The sequence below is a fragment of the Alicyclobacillus dauci genome, assembly GCF_026651605.1.
GTDB classification, from domain to species: domain Bacteria; phylum Bacillota; class Bacilli; order Alicyclobacillales; family Alicyclobacillaceae; genus Alicyclobacillus; species Alicyclobacillus dauci.
Genome location: NZ_CP104064.1, coordinates 4,293,703 through 4,315,361, shown reverse-complemented (window position 1 = coordinate 4,315,361; position 21,659 = coordinate 4,293,703). Strand labels below are relative to the sequence as shown.

Genomic DNA, 21,659 nt, shown 5'->3' with positions numbered 1-21,659 from the left:
GTCGATTCTTGTTGCTTAACGCAGATTGACTTGTCCGACCCAAATCAAACTGGGGTGACTTTAGAGTATTGATGTCAAAAGCGCGATCGCTACCGATTCTCGTCGTCCTCATCGCATTCATCATTCGCATTTTCGTCATTTTCCATTATGGTCCGTATGTTTCCATACACAGTGACGATATGGGCTATTACCGCAGTGCAGAGTGGCTTTTGCAGTACGGCAAATATGCATTTTATACACCCGACGCCCCAACTGTCCATATGCTTCCGGGTATGACATTCATTCTCGCGGCAGTCATCGCCGTGTTTGGTAAAGGCGCTTTGGGGTTATATGTGGGCAAAGTGGTCTTCACCATTATCGGCTGCCTCGGCATTTTTGGTGCCTATAAGGCAGTGGAGCACATGTGGAATCGGCCTGTCGCTCTGATCGTCGCGTTGTTTTTGGCCGTTTACGTTCCGGGTATTGAGACGGACACGCTGTTTCTTACTGAACCACCATTTATGGCTGCCTTTGCCTGGTTGGTGTATTTCGTCCTACGTGCCGGTAAGGAACATAAAACATCAGATATCGTTTGGGCTTCTATCATGTTTGTCGCGGCTATTTACTTCCGCCCGAACATCATCCTCTGGGCTGTTGTCGCTCTCGCTTATTTGATGAGCATGCGTTATCCGTGGAAACTGCTTGTGTCGCATATGGGTCTTGTTGTCGGTATTGTCGTCATCTGTCTGGCACCTTGGTGGATTCGCAATGAGATTGCCTTTCACCAGTTCATCCCGCTCACGGATGATTCGTCAAACCCGCTGCTACTAGGAACGTTCCAGGGATTACACTACCCAGCGCCGAACGATCCGACCCTTGTCGAACATCGGATTCTTGCCGAGCACCCGGACCTCCTACCGCAGAGTGAGCATGAGATTCCCTGGTTCAAAGCGCAACAGCACGAGGCCATGGCGCGAGTTCGCCAGTGGTATCACACACACCCGAGTGACTTTTTCCAGAGTTATCTTTGGATCAAGCCAGGACTTTTATGGAACTTGGCATATTATCCGATCCGCATTCTTGGCGTCTTGCCCGAGACCATGAAGCTCGTACAACACTGGCTCGTCTGGCCATCCATCATTGGACATGCTGTTGCCCTGGTGTTTGCAAACGGTAAACGCCGCCAGATGATGATGGTAGCACTGACATTGCTTTATTTTACGGGGCTGTACAGTATTTTCTTCGTCTATGGACGCTACAACGAACCTATCATATGGCTCATGTTCCTGGGGATTCCTGCGGGGATTTGGACGCTTGTCACGCTGTTGTTGCGGGCTGGTGGCAGGCGAAGGAAAGGTGTTGCAGTATTACATGATGTTCGATAGACCCCTCTAAGTGTGGGAATGGGGGGCGATAGTGATGGCCGGAAAGGTCCTATGTGAAGCATCTTTGTGACTGGCCATTGACCACATTAAGGGGAGAACGCTAATTGCTTAGTAGAGGTTTTCTTACGGTGATGTGGGCAATTGTTCTCGTCTACTTTACGTGCTCTATCAACCCGTTTCACTTTAGAATCAGCGAGCTTCGCTTTACAGGTCACCCGAATCTCGAGTTGATCCTGCGTTTTGATTTGCATCCATTGCGCCCGATGTGGACGATTTCAAAAATCGGTCACTATTCTGGGTTTCTCATATTTGAGTATCTACTGACTCGGTGGTTGAGGCATCGGCGTTTGTCCGCCGCGATCGCGATATCGTTTGCCATTCTCACCGAACTGGCTCAACCGTTTTTCTTTCGCGATGGCCGTCTGTACGATATGGTGATTGATTCGCTCGGTGTGCTCACCTTCTATCTGTGGTATCGCAGGAAGAGGACTCCACTTCGGAGAAAAGATCATATTAGATTGAACATGCACAAAGGGCGGTAGAGGAAAAACCTTAACCGTGTCCGGTTCTTCGGGCCAGGACTACAATGGACTCACGCAAGTCACCCGCGGCCCAGTGAAACTTTCCTTTAAGGGGATGCCGGTGTGGAGCGGCTGCTAAAATTCGACGATCAGTTGAACGAAATCAAATCCAACATCGTTAACGGGAGATTAGCGCAATCTCGGGAACTGTGCGTTTCTTTGTTGAGCCACGCGCCGTATCTTTCACAAGCGTGGGCCTACCTGGGTGAAACACTTGAGAAACTGGGGTATCCGTCAGAGGCTTGGCACGCGTATGATCGGTGCTCGGTGCTGGACCCTCGAGCGCCATGGATTGACGCTGTCCGTCAGCGTCTACAAGTCCATCATCAATCGGCCATTCCACCTTGGCTGCGGGATCTGCTTGCTGTGCCCGAAGTCTCGGTGGCCGCAGCGATCATTGTCAAGGACGGTGCGCGGACAATCAAGGGCGTGATCGAGGCGTTGAAGGGCGCTGTGGACGAGATTGTCATCGTCGACACAGGAAGTACGGATAAAACAGTCAAAATTGCGAAAAAGCTTGGTGCCCAAGTGTACGACTTCGCGTGGAATGATGACTTTTCCGCCGCGAGGAACTATGCCATGTCCAAGGTTCGAGCGGATTGGGTCCTTTGGGTGGATGCGGACGAGGTGCTGTGGCAAGATGATATCTTTGTTCCGAAAGTGATCGCGGGATTGTACAACCCGTTCGATCCGCCGTTTCTCTTCCGTGTGATCATTGCCAATCATCTCGGGGACCGGACGGAAATGAGTTATGATATCACCCGCTTCTTCCCAATACGATTCGGATTGAAGTGGTGGGGGAGAATTCACGAGCAGATCGGCGGGAATGAACAAAGACCGGTGGATAATCCGTACTCGCTTCTGTTAGAAGCATTCGCTTCTCAGACTCGGGCTACGAAGCCGAGGTGTTACCTGCGAAACTGAAACGTAATGTGTCGCTATTGCGCAAAGCCATTCAGGATGATCCTAACGATATCGTCTCCTGGGGCTTTCTGGGACGGGAACTACTCGCGATGGGCGAACTTGAAGAGGCCGCTCAGGTCTTGGGGACGGCCGAAAAATTGGCACCGAAGTTCCCATACTACGCTCGGCTAAGCGAACTTCGTGCAGATTTTTGCAGACACTAGCGGACGCCCAAAGTTCAACACATGTCAAAGTGACCAGTGTCTCGGCGGTCCAAAGTAAGGACCAACCGAACGCTGGGACACAAGCTGCGTCGACGATCGTAAATCTGCCAAATCTCCAGTTTAAGGTGCAAGTGGTGGGAACGAGCGGCGAGATCGAAAACTTTATGGGAAGTCTCGAGTCAGCGACACGCCTCATTGCCGTGACAGACGCCACGCTACAGGCAGGTAGCGGAGGACAGGTGCAGGCAACGATGGACATCGCCGCGTATTATTCGCCCTCGCATTCGTACCCGTCCCAGTTGGGTTAGAATACGCTGAGACCGCTTCGCAAACGTGCCTGGTAGCGGTCTTTTCCTGACGGATAAGATAGATCTATCATTCAGAATAGTTGAACTGATTTTCGGATTATATATAATCAATCATATATTGTTGTTGAGGGCATATGATGAACGGACAACACTTACGGAGGGGAGGTCGTGTGTTGATCGGTAGATCGTTGAAAACGCTTACCACCGGATCATATCAGAACGAAGTAAAAGAACGGATTCGGGAAGCCATTATCACTGGCGAACTGCAACCGGGACAACGGATTGTTGAGACGAAGTTGGCTCGCATATTTGGCACGAGCCAAGTCCCGGTTCGCGAAGCGCTGCGAGGGCTGGAGGAGGAAGGCCTCGTTCGATCCGTTCTCTACAAAGGGACTTATGTCGCGGATTTCGTCCTCAAGGAAATCTATCATATTTTCCTGTTGCGCACACAGATTGAAATGACTGTTCTCGAACTTGTTCTCCCAACTTTGACGGAGGAGCACATTGGACAACTCGAAGTCATTGTGGAGCAAATGAGAAACGTCGAAGGCGACGCGGATTACCTTGTCCAATCGGAACTGGATGTCCGCTTCCATGGGCGCATCTTGGAGTGGAGTCAAGTCGAGACGTATGTTCGCATTTGGCACATGCTGAGCGGGCATGTTCGGCGTTTTATTTCCCTCATGCACCCTACCTATTTTACGGAGAATCACGACACGGTGGTGCGCCAGCATGAGGAACTCATCGCCGTTTTGAAGTCGAGAAATTTCGCTCAAGTCAAAGAAGCGTTTACCGATCACGTCATGCTTTTATGGCGCGAAAACGGTGAGGCATGGCTTACGGGAGGTGACACCTAAAGGAGCTGATTCATGGCAGGCGTGAAAACACTTACATGTGCATAAGGAGGTAGGCAATGCAAATTACCGCCCTGGAAACCATCCGCGTTGAAGAATTTCCAAACATCTGTTTTGTTCACGTCCACACGGACGAAGGTCTGGTGGGTCTCGGGGAGACGTACTTTGGGGCCGCATCGGTGGAGGCGTGGGTACACGAAAGTGCGGCACCGGTCCTGGTGGGGCAAGATCCACTCAACATCGAGAAGCACTGGCAAAGCCTGGTGGGCTTTATCGGATCGCGCAGCACAGGGGTGGAGAACCGCGGGAGATCAGCTGTGGATATTGCCCTGTGGGACCTCTTGGGACAGGTTACGGGCCAGCCAATTTATCAACTGCTGGGCGGGGCTGTACGGGAGAAGATTCCCGCTTATAACACCTGTGCCGGGTATCAGTACACGCGCAAACGACCGAAGCACGCGCACCTTCCGGTGGACAACTGGGGCACGGGCGGGACAGATGGACCCTACGAGGACCTGATGGGATTCTTGCATCGTGCGGATGAACTCGCGGAAAGCCTGGTCGAAGAAGGGTACATGGGCATGAAGATCTGGCCGTTTGATCCGTATGCCGAAGCGTCAGCAGGACGTTATATCAGCCCTGCTGATTTACGCAGAGGGTTGGAGCCCTTCGAAAAAATCCGCAAGGCTGTCGGCGACAAAATCCACATCATGGTGGAAATGCATTCGCGGTGGGATCTACGAGCCGCCAAAGAGATTGCTAAGGAGCTAGAGCCATTTCAACCGTTCTGGTTTGAGGATCCCATTCGCATGGACAACGTGGCGGCCTTGAATGAGTTCGCTCATTCGACGAGGGTCCCCACCGCCGCCAGTGAAACACTCGGCACTCGTCAAGCATACTTGGACGTACTGCAACAGCAGGCTGCCGGTGTCCTCATCTTTGATCCGACGTGGACCGGGGGCATTTCGGAGGCCAAGCGCATCGCCTCCATCGCGGAAGCATTTGAGATTCCCGTAGCCACGCACGATTGCGTCGGCCCCGTATCCTTTGCGGTTGACGTGCATTTGTCGACGCACTTGCCGAACGCCCTGGTGCAAGAGGTCGTGCGCGCCTTTTACAGCACTTGGTACAAAGAACTCGTGACGGACTTGCCCAAAGTCGAAAACGGCTACGTGTATCCACTTTCGGGGCCCGGTTTGGGTACGAAGCTGAACCCGGAGGTGCTGAAGCGGGCAGACGTAACCCGAAGAGTGACCACTGTGAAAGATTTGTAGACTCTCCACAACCAACCTACAAACCAAACCAAGGGGGTTTCACTTGTGAGTCAAGTCGCTAAAGCGTTGGCATCCATCCGTTGGTGGCGTCTCATGCCCATCATTTTCATCACGTATAGCTTCGCGTATGTGGATCGGTCGAACTTCGGTTTCGGAGCGGCCGGTGGAATGGCGAACACCCTGCATATCACCCCGGGAATCACATCGCTTATCGGCTCACTATTTTTTCTGGGCTATTTCTTCTTCCAAATCCCTGGCGCAAACTACGCGGAAAAGAAAAGCGCAAAAAAGCTTCTGCTCTGGTCCATGATTCTGTGGGGTCTTCTTGCGGCGGCGACGGGTGTCATTACGAATGTGTCCCTCCTCCTCGTGGATCGGTTTTTACTGGGCATTGTGGAGAGTGCCGTGTTTCCCTCCTTGCTCATTCTTATCAGTCACTGGTTTACAAAAGGTGAACGATCACGCGCCAATACCATCCTCATCCTCGGCAATCCGGCAACCGTTTTGTGGATGTCTATCGCGTCAGGATACCTGGTCAAGTTTTTTGGTTGGCAGTGGATGTTTATCATTGAGGGCTTAATCGCCATCGTATGGAGTATCGTTTGGTGGTTTACCGTGAAGGACCAGCCGCAGGAGGCGTCATGGCTGACGAGTCAAGAGAAATCCGACTTACTTGAGGTTTTGAAAGAGGAGCAAAAGGAGATTCAACCGGTTCCCAACCTATTAGCCGCCGCGAAATCCAGAAATGTTTTCTGCTTAATGGCCGTCTATTTCTTCTGGAGCGTGGGCATCTACGGGTTCATCATGTGGTTGCCGTCTATCCTCAAACAGATGTCGCACGCGGGTATCGCGGCTACGGGTTGGTTGTCTGCCTTGCCGTATCTGTTGGCTATCTTCGCTATGATCGGCATCTCCTATATTTCGGATAAGACACTTCGCCGCAAAGCAGCGGTATGGCCATGCTTAAGTCTTGGTGGCGTTCTCCTCTACGTGTCGTTTCAAGTGGGGACACAACACTTTATCCTCTCGTACATCTTGCTGATTCTAGCAGGTGCTTCCATGTATGCACCATATGGTCCGTTTTTTGCAGCGATCACGGAAATGTTGCCGCGAAACGTCGCCGGTGGGGCAATGGCTTTGGTGAATAGCATGGGTGCCCTGGGTTCGTTCGTTGGCACGTATGTCGTCGGACTGATCAAGGGCTCAGCGGGAGGTCTACAAGCGGCGTTTCTTTTCATGGGTGTGGCCATGCTGTTGTCTGGGATTTTTATGGCGCTCGTAAAGGGGCGTCGAAACGGGAACGCCCATAACAGTACGACCGCGAGTTATAGCAAGTGAATTGCGTCTACGCCATGACGAAAGAAGTGATAGACGGTGCCGAAAATGGACGCGTTATCGGCGATTTTACATTCGGATCGAACGGATCTCTACGAAATTCCCACACATGCACGTGGACCACAGGGGAGGCTTCCATTGGATCCCGAGATGCTCAAATCTTGGGCCAGCGGCGATCTCTTCGGGTTGACACAGAGTGTCGGCATGGGGTGGGAGCCAAGTAAGGTTCTCGGCAAGCAGGTGCTCATGGTGAGCACGCAGGGTGGCATTCGGAACCCGGACGGCACGCCTACAGCGCTCGGCTATCACACGGGCCACTGGGAGATCGGGTTGCTGCTTGAGGCTGCCGCGAAAGAGTTTCGGCGCCTAGGTGCTGTGCCGTACTCCGCATACGTCAGTGACCCTTGTGATGGACGCTCTCAAGGCACAGCTGGCATGTTTGATTCGCTGCCGTACCGGAATGATGCAGCGATGGTCATGCGACGACTCATTCGTTCCCTGCCTATGCGCAAGGCGGTCATGGGTGTTGCCACGTGTGACAAGGGCCTTCCTGCAACGATGATCGCCCTCGCGTCCATCCGGTCACTACCGGGAATTCTCGTGCCGGGCGGGGTGACGCTCGCGGCGGAAGATGGGGAAGATGCCGGCAAGGTCCAAACCATTGGGGCCCGCTATGTGCACGGAGAGATCAGTCTGGAGTACGCCGCGGAAGTGGCGTGCAAAGCATGTGCCACACCAGGTGGGGGATGTCAGTTTCTCGGGACGGCGGCCACGTCCCAAGTTGTCGCGGAAGCACTCGGCATGGCGTTGCCTCACTCGGCACTGATCCCTTCGGGACAGCCGATATGGGAGGAAATGGCCATTCACTCCGCTCGCGCTTTGTTGCATATCAGCCAACTGGGCTGGGGCATGGAGAATATTCTCACAAATGATGCACTCCACAATGCGATGGTGTTGCACGCGGCCTTTGGCGGATCGACCAATCTGTTGTTGCATATTCCCGCCATTGCGCACGCCGCGGGGCTGACCATGCCGACGGTAGCCGACTGGCACGAGGTGAACTGTGAGGTGCCGAGGATCGTGAGCGTCTTGCCGAACGGCCCGGTCGACTATCCAACGGTGTATGTGTTCCTCGCCGGGGGCGTTCCGGAAGTGATGCTTCACTTACGGCGAAAAGGACTGCTTCACACCGGCGTCAAAACGGTCTCGGGTCAATCGCTCGGCGAAGTCCTCGATTGGTGGGAGGACTCCGAACGACGCCATCAAGTTCGCCGCCATTTGACGGAAGTGACAGGCGTGGACCCAGACGACGTCATCATGGATCCGCAGATGGCGTCGGCCAGAGGGCTGACTTCCACTATCACGTTCCCACGGGGGAACCTGGCACCGCAAGGTGCCGTCATCAAGTCGACGTCCATCGATCCGTCTGTCGTGGACGAAGACGGCGTCTATCGCCACACGGGACCGGCAAAAGTGTTCACGACCGAACGCCAAGCCATGCAGGCCATCAAAAATGGCGATGTCCAACCAGGTGACGTCCTGGTGCTCATCGGTCGGGGACCGTCCGGCACAGGTATGGAAGAAACCTATCAACTGACGTCCGCACTCAAACATCTCCCGTTTGGCAAACAAGTTGCCCTCATTACGGATGCACGCTTTTCGGGTGTGTCTACGGGCGCTTGCATTGGTCACATCGGACCTGAGGCCTTGGCCGGTGGGCCTATCGGGAAGTTGAGAAATGGCGACATCGTACAAATCATCGTTGACAGGAATCATTTGACGGGATCGGTGGACTTCGTTGGCCACGGTACGAGCGTATATTCACCTAAACAAGCAGCCGCAATCTTGGCCGCTAGGGAACCCCATCCCGATCTCGCTCCTGATCCGGACTTGCCGGACGACACGAGGCTTTGGGCGGCACTCCAGGACGTGAGTGGCGGAGCTTGGAGCGGGGCTGTCTACGACGTGGATAAAATCATTCAAGTCATCGAAGCAGGGAAAAAGGCCTTGAATTTATAAGTTTCTTATATAGGTCAAAACAAAATATTCGGATGAGTCAGGCGCCAAACGCATCTATCAGTCATCAGTCATGGAGGGATTGGAAGAATGGAATCTAGCAACTGGATTAACGGTGAGTGGATTGTACCGACTGCGGGAGAAATGGTTGTTCATAGCCCGTCTGATGTGAAGCAGGAAGTGGGTGTCATCCATCTGTCGTCCGTCAAAGACGTACTGGAAGCGGGACGCGCGGCTCGAAACGCACTGTCGGTCTGGGCTTCCATGATTCCGTCCGGCCGTGGTGACATTCTCTTCAAGGCCGCCGCTCTGCTGGAAGAACAAGCCGACGATGTAGCGCGGTTGGCAAGCATGGAGATGGGCAAGCCGATATCGGAAATGAAAGGTGAAGTCATTCGCGGCGTGAATTTGTTGAAGTATTACGCTGCCGAAGGTGTTCGTGCCGTGGGAGACGTCATCCCCGCAAGCCAGGACAAGGTGCTGCAGTACACCAAGCGTGCACCGCTTGGCGTGGTCGGCATCATCACACCGTGGAATTTCCCAGTGGCCATCCCCATCTGGAAGATTGCGCCCGCGCTCATTTGCGGCAACACCGTCGTGTGGAAGCCTGCGGAGGTCGCGTCGCTGTCTGCCACGCGCGTCACGAGAGTCTTCGCGGAGGCCGGACTTCCTGCGGGCGTGCTCAATCTCGTCGTAGGTCAAGGCAGTCTCGTTGGCAACGCGCTCATTGAACAGGTCGATCTCGACGGCATCAGCTTCACCGGCTCCACCAAGACGGGCATGCACGTCGCTTCCATCGCGGCCAAGCGAAACATCAAGTACCAGACGGAAATGGGTGGAAAAAACGCAGCCGTGATCCTCGATGATGCCGATCTCACCGTCACTGTACCAGCCGTGCTCAGCGGCGCCTTTCGCTCGGCGGGGCAGAAGTGCACGGCGACGAGCCGGATTATTGTGGAGAAGTCGATTGAAGGGGCATTCAGAGACAAGCTGAGAGACGAACTAGCCAAGATTTACGTCGGTTCAGCGCTTGACCCGAAATCGTATCTCGGTCCCGTCGCCTCGCAAGCGCAATACGAAACGGTCTGCTCATATGTTGACCTCGCGCATAAAGAGGCACAAGTCGCGGCAGAAGGCGAGTTACAAGTCGACCCACAGCGCGGCTACTATGTTGCCCCGCTCGTCGTGGAGGGCGTTGACGCTCAACATAGGCTAGTTCAGGAGGAGATTTTCGGGCCAGTTGCCGTCTTGTTGGAAGCGCATGACTTTGAGGAGGCACTGTCACAGTGTAACGACACAGTATACGGGCTAAGTGCATCCGTCTTCACGCGCGACATCCGGCGCGGCATGCGTTTCCTCGATGAAACACAAGCTGGCATGGTTCGCATCAATTTGGAATCGGCTGGTGTTGAGTATCAAGCTCCCTTTGGAGGCATGAAAAGCTCAAGTTCACATAGTCGTGAACAAGGGCAAGCTGCGCTCGATTTCTACAGTCAAACGAAAACCTGTGCCGTTTACTTCGGATAACCACCCGGGAGGGCGACTAGATGAAAACCATCCGCTACAGCAACCCAGCTGACAATCGTGTGGAGCTTGGTATTCTCCACGGTGACGACGTGTTTTCCGTTACTCATCAAGTACCCTCGTGGACCGATCCGGTTCCCATGTGGCACGCACTTCGCGCACTCGGTATCACCGCGGCCGAAGCGGAGGCACAGCTCTCTACAGGTCCTTGTCTGTCGTTCGCAGATCTGGAGCGCCAGGGACGGCTTTTGCCGCCCGTTGTTTCACCCGAGGTGTGGGCGTCCGGCGTCACCTACGAACGAAGCCGCGAAGCGCGCAATGCGGAGACGCAAATCAAGGACAGCGTGTACGATCGCGTCTATGTCGCCGAGCGTCCCGAATTGTTTTTCAAAGCCACATATGATCGGGTCGTCGCCCCCGGGCATCCCGTCGCACTGCGATCCGATTCGCAGTGGATGGTCCCTGAACCAGAGTTGTGCATCGTCATTTCAGCAGCTGGCGATCTAATTGGCTGGACTGTGGGCAACGACCTCAGCTCGCGTGACATCGAAGGCGAGAACCCACTTTACCTGCCCCAAGCCAAGGTGTTCGCGAGAAGCTGTTCGTTTGGCCCGGTGCTTCTGTGGAATACAGGGGAACAGCGCCCTGAGGAGTGGGACATCGAGTTGACCATCGCTCGGGACGGCGTTATAGCGTTCCAAGGCTCGGTCTCATTCTCACAATTTCGGCGGAGCTTCGCCACACTCATCGAGTACCTTCGCCGAGATAACCCCATTCAGGACGGCACCGTTTTAATGACGGGAACAGGCATTGTCCCGCCGGACGAATTTACGCTGGCAAACGGCGACGTCGTCGAGATATTCATTGACGCAGTCGGTATGTTGAGGAATCCAGTGGAAGCACAGGTAATGTCAAGGAGTGTTGAAGTATGAGTACACTGAAATCTGATTTACAAAGTTTTTTGCGCCCGGATCAAGTTTCGGACAACGTCAGTATTCTTGCACAGCATAGTCGCGATGAGTCGTACCACGAACCAGTACTGCCGGATGTCGTTGTCTTTCCTGAGTCGACGGATGACGTGGTGAAGATTGTGTCGTACGCATCGGCCAACCAAATCCCCATCGTGCCATTTGGCACGGGTACAAGTTTGGAGGGCCATGTCGTGCCCATCCAACGCGGAATCAGCATGGACATGATGCGCATGAACAAAGTACTCGAAGTCCGTCCGGATGACTTTCTGGTTTGCGTCCAGCCAGGCGTCCTCAAGGAACAATTGAACGAGGAACTGGGTCGCTACGGACTGTTTTTCGCGGTGGATCCCGGCGCCAACGCCTCCCTCGGCGGCATGGCCGCAACCAATGCGAGCGGCACGACGACGGTGCGCTACGGAGCCATGCGAGACAACGTCCGATCACTCGAAGTCGTCCTGCCTAACGGCACCGTCATTCACACGGCTTCTCTGGCCGCAAAATCGTCGTCTGGCTACAATTTGACCGGCCTGTTCGTCGGCTCGGAGGGAACGCTCGGGGTCATTACAGAGCTATGGGTTCGCGTGTGGGGAATACCGGAAAAGACCATCGCCGCCCGCGCAGAATTCCCGGACGTCGAGAGTTGCGTTCGGGCGTCCACGGCCATCGTCGGCGCTGGCATTCCAGTGGTACGCATGGAACTCGTCGACGGCCCGTTCGTCGAAGCGTTCAATAAATATACTGGCTCTACTTTTTCTCCCAATCCCACATTGTTCTTGGAGTTCAACGGCAATGCCCGCAACGTGGAAGCCGACGTGGAGGCCGCAATGGAGATCATCCAGGAAGAGGGATGCACGACATTCGATCACGTCTCCGACGACCAAGCCCGCCACACCATGTGGGAGACCCGTCATAACGCCCTATACGCGTTCATGCACCAGTATCCAGGATACGGACATATGTCGACAGACGTCTGTGTACCGGTATCGAAGCTGCCAGCGGCCGTTGTGCGGGCCAAAGAGCTCCTCGACGAAACGGGTGCACGGGGCGCCATCGTCGGCCACGTTGGCGACGGAAACTTCCACGTGACCATGGCCGTTCGCACGGATGATCCGGAAGACGTCGCCCGGGCCAATCGCTTCAACGAAGCGTTGGTTCACACATCCTTGGAGCTCGGGGGCACTTGCACAGGCGAACACGGAGTTGGACTGGGGAAAATGAAGTACCAGGAAATCGAGCACGGCGAAGCCATTTCAGTCATGCGCGCCATCCACTCCATTCTCGATCCGCTCAACATCATGAACCCCGGCAAGCTGGTCGACTCGCCTGCAACAGTGGAGAGTCACCACGCGTAACGGACGTGCCGAACGGACGCCCAGGCGGCGCTTATATGGAGATATTCCAGTTTGCGTGTGCGTCGCCTGGCCCCTCAGGGGCTTGAGTTTCAACGAAACAGATCAGCACCATAGTGCGGATAAATGACAAACACGTCATGCAGCCTATTGAGCACACAGTAGAGTTACCGACAGGTCCAAGAAAGACAGGGCCTAGAGGGACAATTGCCTCTAGGTCGTTCACTTTCATGGGGGATTATTCTTATTGAGATCGTTTCAAAAAATGCGTTATGGCTGAATAGGCTTGTTGACCTTCTTCTTCATCTGCAAAGAGCCCCAAGAACCCGTGAATTGTACCCTCGTACCGAATTGACCGAACGGATACACCAGATTCGTGAAGCCTGCGTGCGTAAGTTTCCCCTTCATCTCTTAACGGATCGTATTCAGCAGTAAGAATCAATGCAGGTGGTAAATTCGATAAATCTTGTGCATCCATGGGGGATGCGTATGGGTGATGAGCTTCGTTGATATTTGGCATGTACCATGTCCAAAACTGGCTAATGCCTCGATCAGTTGTGAGATACTTTGACCCACATTCCATGTAGGATTCATATTTTGTCGGAATATGAGACTGGTAATATTCCGTGTTGGGACAAATCAACACTTGTTTGTAAATGGGTGGTGTTCCTCGATCGCGTGCCATCATACTCACTACCGTTGCGAAATTCCCACCAGAGCTATCTCCTGCCACCGCTATCATCGAGGAGTTTATGTCTAACAAGGGGGCGTTCGTACTACACCACTGTGTAACGGCGTAGCAATCTTCTACTCCTGAGGGAAACGGATTTTCTGGAGCGAGTCTGTAATCTACAGCGATGATTTTCCACCCCAACTCATTGGCCAATCGACGACATATGAGGTCATGGCTCTCCAGACTTCCGATACTGAATCCCCCACCATGAAAATATAGGAGAAGCGGAAGCTTGTGGTGCATGTTGGGTGTATAAATACGAATGGGAATTTTCCATCCATTCTCTGGGACGAGTATATCTTCAACTTTCCAAACAGGGGGTCTTTGATCGAGAGGAACGCTTCTCGACTTTTGATTGTGACGTAACTCCACAACGCTCGGTATTGATGCAGAGTCGTCCGAAGGAATCGACTCAAGAAAGGATTTAACATGCGGGCGAAGTCCCATACGAACCTCCTCTATTCCGCTATTATGACCTGCGTGGAGATGGCCGGAATGCATTAGAATTCTTTAAATAAGCTATCATATCCCGCATGTTGTGGACAGCCACATGACTGTCTCACCAAGTGCATCGTGTTGAAGGACATCTTCATCGATTGCGATCCCACAAACCCTCTTGTCCACCTCAACTTGCCTCATCTGATATCCCCGTACGGCAGGCGTTGGTACGTCGCTTGCCGATTTCCAATAGTGTTTCACTTTCAAATCACGATACAGTGAATCCCCACCCAGACCACAGTTCCAGCCGACGTATAGTCCGGGCACATACCCCCAAGCCGCCACCGAGTCATACCAAGCGTTGCAATAATCCACGATCCGCCTCGCCGGCGTCCTTTGAGCCACGCCCTCGAGATCCAGCCAAACGTTGACATGTGCAGGAATGCCAGCTTGAAAGGCATGCGTGCGGGCTGCTTGGCCATCTTTCGTACCGAGATCGGATGTGGGATGCCAGCCTTCAAAGCGAACGTGCTGAACAGGCATGAGCGCCAGACCGGCGTTCAGGACGAGGGCCGTTTCGGCGTGATCGAGATCCGCAGTGGACGATGGCACGTTGCTCGCAAACGGCAGATAGCGCAGGCAAAATGAATATCCCTGTTGCCGCAGTGCCGCGGCAGTGGAGGACGTGAGTTTGGTGGCAGTGTCGAATCCTTTCCCGTGTGCAGGCGCTGATGCGGCGTGGCCGATAGACTGCATGGTTGGTGACCTCCTGTAAGGTGTGTTTGAGGCAGGAGATGTATTGGCGCGGGCAGGCGGGGGACACGCGGGGCGAGGGCGAGGGCGAGGGCGAGGGATAGCGGAATGCCAGCGCTTTGTCGGTGAATTGAAACCGCCTCGGCGTGGCGAAGGGAACACGATGCCCTTGTCTCACCATTTTCGAGAGGGTGACAGGTTCGTGAGTGGGAACAAGGGCTTCCGGGTCCCTTAATCACTCGGGTACGCAGGTCAAGGGGGCAACAAAGGAATGCCAGGGTCTTGTCGGAGCCGCCGATTCAGCCTCATACCGCTCAGAAATCGGCTTTTTGAGCAGATTACACGCTTGCCATGATCGAATCTGAAAGTCGCTCGATATCCGAAGTGATCCACGGTGGCCGGCAAACTCATGAACACGCAAGAAAATTTGATTGCCGTCTTCACTTTTCTTTAAAGCATCAATCTGTACCATGGCGGAATCGCAGTGCATCTCTGGATACAAAACGACGGTTACAGCCCGCTGTCTGTTCGTGTGTGTACCATTCCATTACTGTCAGAGGATAAAGTGAAAAAACCAACTAATGAAGGTACAAGGATACAATTCCAAGGCAGTATTCTTGAGGTGATCATCATGTGGGAAGCAAAAATAGTCGATGCTCAAAAAGGTATCATCTACCTAAAATGGGGCGGGAATGTGACGGTCTCGGAAGTTCAAGATGCAAACAAGAAATTGGATTCTAATCTCCGAATTAAACCTGACACATTTTAATGCATTAGTAGATGTCAAAGAGTGAATCGCATTCAAGCAGGATACCCAACAGTCAATTGTCGAACAACAAAAAATGGTATCAGAAAGAGGATTGAGACGATCCGCGGTCGTCGTAAATGGTGCTGTCACCAAGATGCAACTAAATAGGACCTCCAAATCGTCATCAGTGAACGATAAGGAATTTCACTTCGAGAGTTATGACGAAGCTCTCGAATTTCTAAGGTCCTAATCGAAATTCAAAACCACCTATTAAGTTGATCACCTGCGGTTCTTGTTTGCAAAAGTTTCCAAGACTTGAAGGTACCACGTCCCAATTTGCGGGGAGTGGTTTTTGTAATAAAATTCGTTGAACACGTAGGGGAAGGCATTCACGTGAGGGACGTTTGACCCTTCTCTAACCGCTTCAGTCGCACAGTTTCGCAGCATGTGACCCGGCAGTCCTGGATCCGTCAGTCCTTGCGCCAGCCACCAAATCGGCGCACCTAACCCCATCTACCACCCAAAATCCGAAAACCAGATTCCTTTCCGATAGTTGTCCAAGCCGATCCGAACATATGGAATGAGGTTGGGCGGCAAGTCATCCATGGGATACCATATGTACAGCACAAATGAATCTGAATCGATCCGCCGACATCAAAAACCTCCTATTCAAATCAAGCAGCGATTGCGTGCACGAGAATCCACACAGGATCCACTCTGTGGGTGGGTGGGTGTACAGCCCCCTACCAAATGTACTAGAACTGCCCTGTTTCTACGGTAGCTACGTGTCAGGTGCCCTTTCATTTTCCTGCGAGACTTCATTACCTAGAGTATTACAAACTCGAAGAGTGGGAAGGCCTTTTTCTGCCTACCATGAGGGAGGAGCTTCGGAGGATGGATGACGAACAATGGGTTTACGGACTCGTGGTGGAACAGGGAGGTTCAAGAGAAACAGAATCAGAATCGGAATCACAGGGAAATGATCACACGCATGAAATTTTCCTGATTACATGGGATGGACGGCTGCTACACACCCACGGATTCTCCGGTATCACATCTGTTGATGTAGGACATCGCCATGCTTATTCGGCGTTGACACGTCCAGCCCCGAGCGGCGTGCCGCACACACACGCTTATGAGACAGTCACGACCCTGAACGACGGACATCGCCATCGCATCAGCGGGCGAACTGGCCCAGCCATTCCTTTACCAGGGGGAGGGCATATCCACTACTTTCGTGGCGTCACGACGGTGGATGGGCGCGTACCTCACCGCCACACATATAGTGGGAGAACGGGGAAGGAACAGTGAACGACATGTGACCAGGTCGCTCTTATTACTCGGGCCAAGGCGGACGCATGGAGGGAAGGCATTGCGATTCGCCTTGAGCCAGGTACATGTCGCCTATTGATCAACACAATATTCACGAGAACCTGTGGACGCGTTTGACTTGATAAATATTTGTCGAGAGTGAACGAGTCCAGGGATCGACCTTCCGAGTTGGACACACTTGCAACTCTGAGCCCGCTTCATACACTCCATTTGGTGCGTTACCTCGCGCCGATCCCCAAGTTCCTACCTCAAACCCACGAGAATCGCCCCGCTCCCAGACCCCGATGGTCGCCCATCGAGGCTTCGGTTTCCCCGGCCTTGGCGTCATGTATTCGGGGCGGGGCCTTATCATTATTCGTTTAGCTGAAAGGCCGATTAATTCTCTAGCGTGCCATCACCCTTGGTAGGGCTTCATAGAAATGGCCATGCCAAGGGCAGTTTGTACCGGGTCTGATGCGTACTCTGTGGTTTGGACTTGATACAAATTTTCGTTTTCCTGCCAGATCACTTGTGCCTGGAGGTGGCTATTGCTCATGTCGGACGTTGTTACGTTGATGGCTCCGACATCATGTGGCGCTGGCATGAGGTTCTTGTCCAAATATGCAGCTACCTGATCCGCTACCGGGGTCGGTGCGACTTCTGTTTTGAGGGCCGTCACCCGGATGTTCCACTTGCCCTCTGTCCAGCGAATGCTCGTGGCACCGTTGCCGTCTTTTGTCACGTAGGCCGTGTGGTTGCCTGTTAGGGTGATGGCGGGATCGCCGCTGAAGTCTGGCGTACCTGCACCCATCGTGGACTGATAAGCTTGTTTTGCGATGTCGGCCGACGCGTAATGTGTAACATTCCAGTTCGCGAGGCTTTGGTGTGAGTTGCCCAGCGATACATTGTACGTAGATTCGTAATTGGTCACGCCTGCTCCCGGTTGTGTAGAGTGTGTCACAGTATATTGAAGTGTGTCGTCGCCGTTCGCTGATTTTGGCAAAGTGGTCGGAGCCTGTGCACCACTTCGTGTATTTGTTGGAACTTGGCTCATCGCACTGCGAACGATATCCGGGAATGATGCGCTGCTTTGGGTTGCGGAATTTGACGATAGTGAGTTGCCTGTCGCATCATTGGCCGATCCGGCTCCACTCGTGGCACCTACAGAGTTTGCTGTGTTCGATGCAGAACTATTGTTGGTCGCACTGGTGTTATACAAGGGAGCCGTTGGCGCGTCCGACTTGTGGGCACATCCGGCGAGTCCCACGATGCTCATGGTCGCCACTGCTGTGCTGGTTACGATTTTCGTCTGAAGGTTCATGTTCGTCCTCCCCCGTACGGGTTACACTGTCCTTGTTTCTTCTTTAATATGACGGATTTCAGACAAGAAATGTTCCATTTCGACAAATTTTATCTCGGTCGAAATATATATCTAGGTATTTATAGGTTTATATAAATATATGTGTTTATGGCGTTGGGCCAATGCGGATGGATGCGATTTGGATTAGGGTGATACTTTTTCTCGGCTTTGTTCGTCTGACATGTGAAAGGGGTGAGCTTGGTGCCTGAGTTACCAGAGCAGTTTGTCTTGGTGTTCAAACAACACTATCCGACTGTTGTGCGCCAGTTGATAGCCTTGGTACACGACAGAACGATTGCTGAGGATTTGGCGCAGGAGACGTTTCTTCGGCTTTATCGGAAACCGCCGGATGATTTGTCGCGGATCGGACCTTGGCTCTACCGCGTGGCGATGAGACTCGGTTACGACCATCTTCGATCCGTCCATCGGGAACAAAAGCTGAGCCTCGCATCCAGTGAACAGCCGGATACGATTCAAGTGCAGCCGTCTGGTGAAGAGTCTTTCATGCAGAAGCTGGACCGTGAAGATGTTTTGAATGTGTTGGGACGGTTGTCGGATCGGGATCGGCAAGTGCTTCTATTGCGTCACAGCGGGTACAGTTACGTGGAGATTGCTCACGTGCTTGGCGTCAACAAGAGCATTGTCGGGACGATGCTGAACCGAGCGTTGTCCAGGTTTAAACAAGCATACGAACAGGAGGATGGAGTCCAACATGGCTGACATAGAACAATTTCCAGGGGCTGACGTCGACAAGGCGCTGAAGCGTTTTGAGGAACGGGTTCGCGATGAAGCACCTCATCCAAGATGGCTGCTGTCCGGGGGCGCAGGGTCGGAGGAAGGGGAAACGGAAGTGGATGTCCACGAGCCGTCGAGTGTGGTGGAGCCACAGTGGGAACCAGTCAAGCATGCTTCTCAACCAAGCGGGTACAGCGCCCGTAGAAAGCGTCTCAATCGGATCGCAAGGTGGGGAACAGCCGTCGCTGCATTGGCTGCTGCTGCGGTGGTTTTGAACACGGCGCCGGGATCGAAAGTGATGGCGAGCATGATGCAGACGTTTTATGTACAACACCTGCAGGGCTTTGATAGCGAGGACCTCCAAAAGCTAAGTCAGGCTGTTGAAAATGCGGGCGTCGATGGCAAAAAGGTCGATCTTCAAAAGTTTGGCACGCTTACCGTCAACGGCGGTCAATCACAGCCGGGAAATGTCAGTTTGGCGCAGGCGAACCAGGCGACAGGGTACCATGTCCCTTCTTTACAAGCGGTCATTCCAAATGTAACAGTTCAAGCCGGCTACACGAAGCCGACGGACGTCACGCTCCAATTACATGTCGGGGCCATTAATGATCTGCTGAAGCAGTTGGGGGCGAAAAACTTCTTCCCGAGCGAGATCGATGGAAAGAACATGATTATTCACATTCCTACGACGCTTGAGGAGTACACGAACGGGTCCGGAAAGATTTACACGTCGCTGCAGGTGATGGGCTCTCCGTCCGTGCAGGTGCCCGAGGGGATCGATGTGGACAAAGTTCGGGCCGCGTTGCTCAGCCTCCCGTTCTTACCGCCCGATATGCGTAACGCGCTTCTTCAGTCTCAGGACTGGAAAGACACCTTGTACTTCCCTATGAACAACCAGTTTGTGCCTACAAAGGTCAACGGGAACGATGCGTATGTGAATGTTGAGAATGGGCGTGGCTCGGTCATGTGGTTGAGCAATGGGAAAATCTATCGACTGGACACGGGCCAATTCACCACACAGACGAAGCTCATTCAAGCTGCACAGGAGTTGACCAATGGCTGAGCCTGCCGTATTTGCGAAGGGATTAACGAAGGAGTACACGAACGGAAAAGGGTGCCACGATATCCATTTAACCTTGCCTAACGGCGAGGTTTTTGGGTTGCTCGGGCCCAATGGTGCGGGAAAGAGCACGTTCGTTAAAATGCTGGTGGGACTGTTACACAAGACGGCCGGGGAAGTGAAAGTGTTCGGATTGCCGCCGGGCCGTCCAGAAAGTCGGCGCAAAATTGGCTATTTGCCCGAGTTGTTTCGCTTTCAGGACTGGCTTACGGGTTACGAAGTCCTGCAGTTTCATGCTCGCTTGGCTGGTGTGGACAAATCGGCGATGCACAGACAAGTGGATCGCGTATTGGAGCTTGTCGGTCTGGGCGATCGGCGCACCGAGCGTGTTCGATCCTACTCGAAGGGCATGCAGCAACGCCTGGGACTGGCGTGCGCGCTCGTCGGAGATCCGCAACTCATCATCCTGGATGAACCAGTGTCCGCCTTGGATCCGGGGGGCCGTCACGAAGTGCGCAGTATTTTGACCGGGTTGCGCGATGAAGGGAAAACCGTCCTCTTAAACACGCACCTACTGGAAGATGTTGAAGCGGTCTGTTCCACAGTGGGCCTGTTGTCGGAAGGGAAGCTTCAAGCACACGGGCGCGTTGACGACATTCTCCACAAGGGCCGTGAGTGGATATTTACGATAGGTGGGATGGAACCTGACCTGCTGCTGCAGCTCGGACAAGAGACCGGTGTCAGATTTCACATTGAGTCGGTGGTGGACGAGGTGACCACACTCGTCGGCGTCATAGACGAGCCGGCGAAACTCGGGTACGTCAACGACGTGATCCATCGGTTGGGCATGACCATCTACACGGTGTCGGAACGATCCGGTCGTCTCGAAAACTGGTTTCTCCAACTCACGTCGACAAAGGGGCACTGATGGTTTGCTGACAATCGCTCGAATTACATGGAAAGAAATTTTGTCCCGTAAAGTACTCGTGGTTACAGCTGTACTGTCATTATTGTTTCTAGCATTGTACTGGTATATCTGCTACCGATCGTTCCACACGAAGACATACGACATCGGCTTTCAGACGAACGCTTTAGAGCAGTACACCGTGTCTGCAACGATGGTGGCCATTGGACTGTACTTAACCAACTTTATGGTCGCGTTCTTGTCCATTTTTTCCACCATTGGCACGATCTCGTCCGAGTTGGAGAGCGGCGTTCTCCTCAGTGTGATGGCACGTCCCATCGCTCGCTGGCGGATTTATCTCGGCAAATGGATTGGCTACGCGGCGTGGTCCATCCTCTTTGCCCTGATCCTGTATTGGGCCATCCTGCTCGTCGCTCATTTCACTACAGGTTTTATCCTGCATGGCGCGGACGATGTGCGGGGGTGTCTCGTCATGATACTGATTCCACTTGTACTAGTCACCCTCTCGATGTTTGCGTCCATCTATTTGTCTCCGTTAACAGGCGGTATCGCCTTGACGATTCTCTTTGGAATCGGCCTGATCGGCGGATTTTTGGAGAACATACCAGGGATAAACCAATCTTTGTCGTCCACCGGATTCACGATTGGCCTCTTTATCCCAACCGATCCCGCCTATCACCGGATGATGTTCGACGTGCTCAGCGGGAACATGCTTGCGCTGTCTTTGCTTGCGAGCGGATCGAGTTCTCCGTCAGGAGCTTTTATGATCTATATTGTGTGTTACATCGCGGCGTGTTTGAGCTTTGGTGTATACCGCTTCAGCAGGCGCGATATCACCTGAGGTTAGGCGAGTGGAATGTAGGCTGACGAGCAGAGTGTTCGAGTCGGTGGAC

The 21,659-nt window shown here is 53.4% G+C and carries 23 protein-coding genes; 19 read left to right on the top strand and 4 right to left on the bottom strand.

Annotation, left to right across the window (positions count from 1 at the left end; translation table 11 throughout):
- Nucleotides 1-71 precede the first annotated feature (71 nt).
- The 12 genes from NZD86_RS21605 (at nucleotide 72) to NZD86_RS21550 (ending at nucleotide 12,706) form a co-directional block, all read left to right on the top strand.
- Nucleotides 72-1,364: a glycosyltransferase family 39 protein gene (locus tag NZD86_RS21605; RefSeq protein ID WP_268044121.1), complete on the top strand. Its 1,293-nt coding sequence runs from the start codon at nucleotides 72-74 to the stop codon at nucleotides 1,362-1,364.
- 104 nt (nucleotides 1,365-1,468) lie between these two features.
- Nucleotides 1,469-1,906, top strand: coding sequence for a VanZ family protein (locus NZD86_RS21600; protein WP_268044120.1), 438 nt, complete (start codon nucleotides 1,469-1,471; stop codon nucleotides 1,904-1,906).
- Between the two features lie 102 nt (nucleotides 1,907-2,008).
- Nucleotides 2,009-2,869, top strand: a complete 861-nt coding sequence (locus NZD86_RS21595) for a glycosyltransferase family 2 protein (RefSeq protein ID WP_268044119.1) — start codon at nucleotides 2,009-2,011, stop codon at nucleotides 2,867-2,869.
- Nucleotides 2,870-2,877: 8 nt separating this feature from the next.
- Nucleotides 2,878-3,072 (top strand): tetratricopeptide repeat protein, encoded by a 195-nt coding sequence (locus NZD86_RS21590; protein WP_268044118.1) that lies wholly within the window; start codon nucleotides 2,878-2,880, stop codon nucleotides 3,070-3,072.
- Nucleotides 3,060-3,380: a hypothetical protein gene (locus NZD86_RS21585; protein ID WP_268044117.1), complete on the top strand. Its 321-nt coding sequence runs from the start codon at nucleotides 3,060-3,062 to the stop codon at nucleotides 3,378-3,380. Before NZD86_RS21590 ends, NZD86_RS21585 begins: the two co-directional genes overlap by 13 nt.
- Before the next feature lie 173 nt (nucleotides 3,381-3,553).
- Entirely contained in the window at nucleotides 3,554-4,237 is a 684-nt protein-coding gene (locus NZD86_RS21580; protein ID WP_268044116.1) for a GntR family transcriptional regulator, read from the top strand.
- A gap of 56 nt (nucleotides 4,238-4,293) precedes the next feature.
- Nucleotides 4,294-5,508 (top strand): mandelate racemase/muconate lactonizing enzyme family protein, encoded by a 1,215-nt coding sequence (locus tag NZD86_RS21575; RefSeq protein ID WP_268044115.1) that lies wholly within the window; start codon nucleotides 4,294-4,296, stop codon nucleotides 5,506-5,508.
- Nucleotides 5,509-5,601: 93 nt separating this feature from the next.
- Nucleotides 5,602-6,846: an MFS transporter gene (locus NZD86_RS21570; protein WP_407655270.1), complete on the top strand. Its 1,245-nt coding sequence runs from the start codon at nucleotides 5,602-5,604 to the stop codon at nucleotides 6,844-6,846.
- Nucleotides 6,847-6,891: 45 nt separating this feature from the next.
- The gene (locus tag NZD86_RS21565) at nucleotides 6,892-8,862 is read left to right on the top strand and encodes a YjhG/YagF family D-xylonate dehydratase (RefSeq protein ID WP_268046997.1); all 1,971 of its coding nucleotides are present in this window, start codon (nucleotides 6,892-6,894) and stop codon (nucleotides 8,860-8,862) included.
- A gap of 87 nt (nucleotides 8,863-8,949) precedes the next feature.
- On the top strand, nucleotides 8,950-10,386 hold the full coding sequence (locus NZD86_RS21560; protein WP_268044113.1) for an aldehyde dehydrogenase family protein: 1,437 nt from the start codon (nucleotides 8,950-8,952) through the stop codon (nucleotides 10,384-10,386).
- A gap of 20 nt (nucleotides 10,387-10,406) precedes the next feature.
- Nucleotides 10,407-11,315 (top strand): fumarylacetoacetate hydrolase family protein, encoded by a 909-nt coding sequence (locus NZD86_RS21555; protein ID WP_268044111.1) that lies wholly within the window; start codon nucleotides 10,407-10,409, stop codon nucleotides 11,313-11,315.
- The gene (locus NZD86_RS21550; RefSeq protein WP_268044110.1) at nucleotides 11,312-12,706 is read left to right on the top strand and encodes an FAD-binding oxidoreductase; all 1,395 of its coding nucleotides are present in this window, start codon (nucleotides 11,312-11,314) and stop codon (nucleotides 12,704-12,706) included. The genes NZD86_RS21555 and NZD86_RS21550 overlap by 4 nt, the downstream gene beginning before the upstream one ends.
- Before the next feature lie 241 nt (nucleotides 12,707-12,947).
- Here NZD86_RS21550 and NZD86_RS21545 read toward each other — a convergent pair whose 3' ends face one another.
- The 3 genes from NZD86_RS21545 to NZD86_RS21535 all read right to left on the bottom strand — a co-directional run bounded on the left by NZD86_RS21545 (nucleotide 12,948) and on the right by NZD86_RS21535 (nucleotide 15,117).
- A complete protein-coding gene (locus tag NZD86_RS21545) occupies nucleotides 12,948-13,883 on the bottom strand; it encodes an alpha/beta hydrolase (RefSeq protein ID WP_268044108.1) in 936 nt (311 codons plus the stop codon).
- A gap of 75 nt (nucleotides 13,884-13,958) precedes the next feature.
- Entirely contained in the window at nucleotides 13,959-14,630 is a 672-nt protein-coding gene (locus NZD86_RS21540) for a glycoside hydrolase domain-containing protein (RefSeq protein ID WP_268044107.1), read from the bottom strand.
- Between the two features lie 232 nt (nucleotides 14,631-14,862).
- Entirely contained in the window at nucleotides 14,863-15,117 is a 255-nt protein-coding gene (locus tag NZD86_RS21535) for a glycosyl hydrolase-related protein (RefSeq protein ID WP_268044106.1), read from the bottom strand.
- A gap of 75 nt (nucleotides 15,118-15,192) precedes the next feature.
- Between NZD86_RS21535 and NZD86_RS21530 the strand changes: the two genes are divergently transcribed.
- The gene (locus tag NZD86_RS21530) at nucleotides 15,193-15,396 is read left to right on the top strand and encodes a hypothetical protein (protein WP_268044105.1); all 204 of its coding nucleotides are present in this window, start codon (nucleotides 15,193-15,195) and stop codon (nucleotides 15,394-15,396) included.
- A gap of 873 nt (nucleotides 15,397-16,269) precedes the next feature.
- Nucleotides 16,270-16,686: a YmaF family protein gene (locus tag NZD86_RS21525; RefSeq protein WP_268044103.1), complete on the top strand. Its 417-nt coding sequence runs from the start codon at nucleotides 16,270-16,272 to the stop codon at nucleotides 16,684-16,686.
- A gap of 415 nt (nucleotides 16,687-17,101) precedes the next feature.
- Here the strand turns inward: NZD86_RS21525 and NZD86_RS21520 are convergent, their stop codons facing one another.
- Complete coding sequence (locus NZD86_RS21520) at nucleotides 17,102-17,647, bottom strand: hypothetical protein (RefSeq protein ID WP_268044102.1); 546 nt, start codon at nucleotides 17,645-17,647, stop codon at nucleotides 17,102-17,104.
- A 13-nt stretch (nucleotides 17,648-17,660) separates the two neighbouring features.
- Here NZD86_RS21520 and NZD86_RS21515 point away from each other — a divergent pair, with 13 nt between their 5' ends.
- The 5 genes from NZD86_RS21515 to NZD86_RS21495 all read left to right on the top strand — a co-directional run bounded on the left by NZD86_RS21515 (nucleotide 17,661) and on the right by NZD86_RS21495 (nucleotide 21,607).
- Nucleotides 17,661-17,999, top strand: a complete 339-nt coding sequence (locus NZD86_RS21515) for a hypothetical protein (RefSeq protein WP_268044101.1) — start codon at nucleotides 17,661-17,663, stop codon at nucleotides 17,997-17,999.
- A 248-nt stretch (nucleotides 18,000-18,247) separates the two neighbouring features.
- Entirely contained in the window at nucleotides 18,248-18,766 is a 519-nt protein-coding gene (locus NZD86_RS21510; RefSeq protein ID WP_268044100.1) for an RNA polymerase sigma factor SigX, read from the top strand.
- On the top strand, nucleotides 18,759-19,844 hold the full coding sequence (locus tag NZD86_RS21505; protein WP_268044099.1) for a hypothetical protein: 1,086 nt from the start codon (nucleotides 18,759-18,761) through the stop codon (nucleotides 19,842-19,844). The genes NZD86_RS21510 and NZD86_RS21505 overlap by 8 nt, the downstream gene beginning before the upstream one ends.
- On the top strand, nucleotides 19,837-20,769 hold the full coding sequence (locus NZD86_RS21500; protein ID WP_268044098.1) for an ABC transporter ATP-binding protein: 933 nt from the start codon (nucleotides 19,837-19,839) through the stop codon (nucleotides 20,767-20,769). The genes NZD86_RS21505 and NZD86_RS21500 overlap by 8 nt, the downstream gene beginning before the upstream one ends.
- Before the next feature lie 4 nt (nucleotides 20,770-20,773).
- Nucleotides 20,774-21,607 (top strand): ABC transporter permease, encoded by an 834-nt coding sequence (locus NZD86_RS21495; RefSeq protein ID WP_268044097.1) that lies wholly within the window; start codon nucleotides 20,774-20,776, stop codon nucleotides 21,605-21,607.
- Nucleotides 21,608-21,659: the final 52 nt, after the last annotated feature.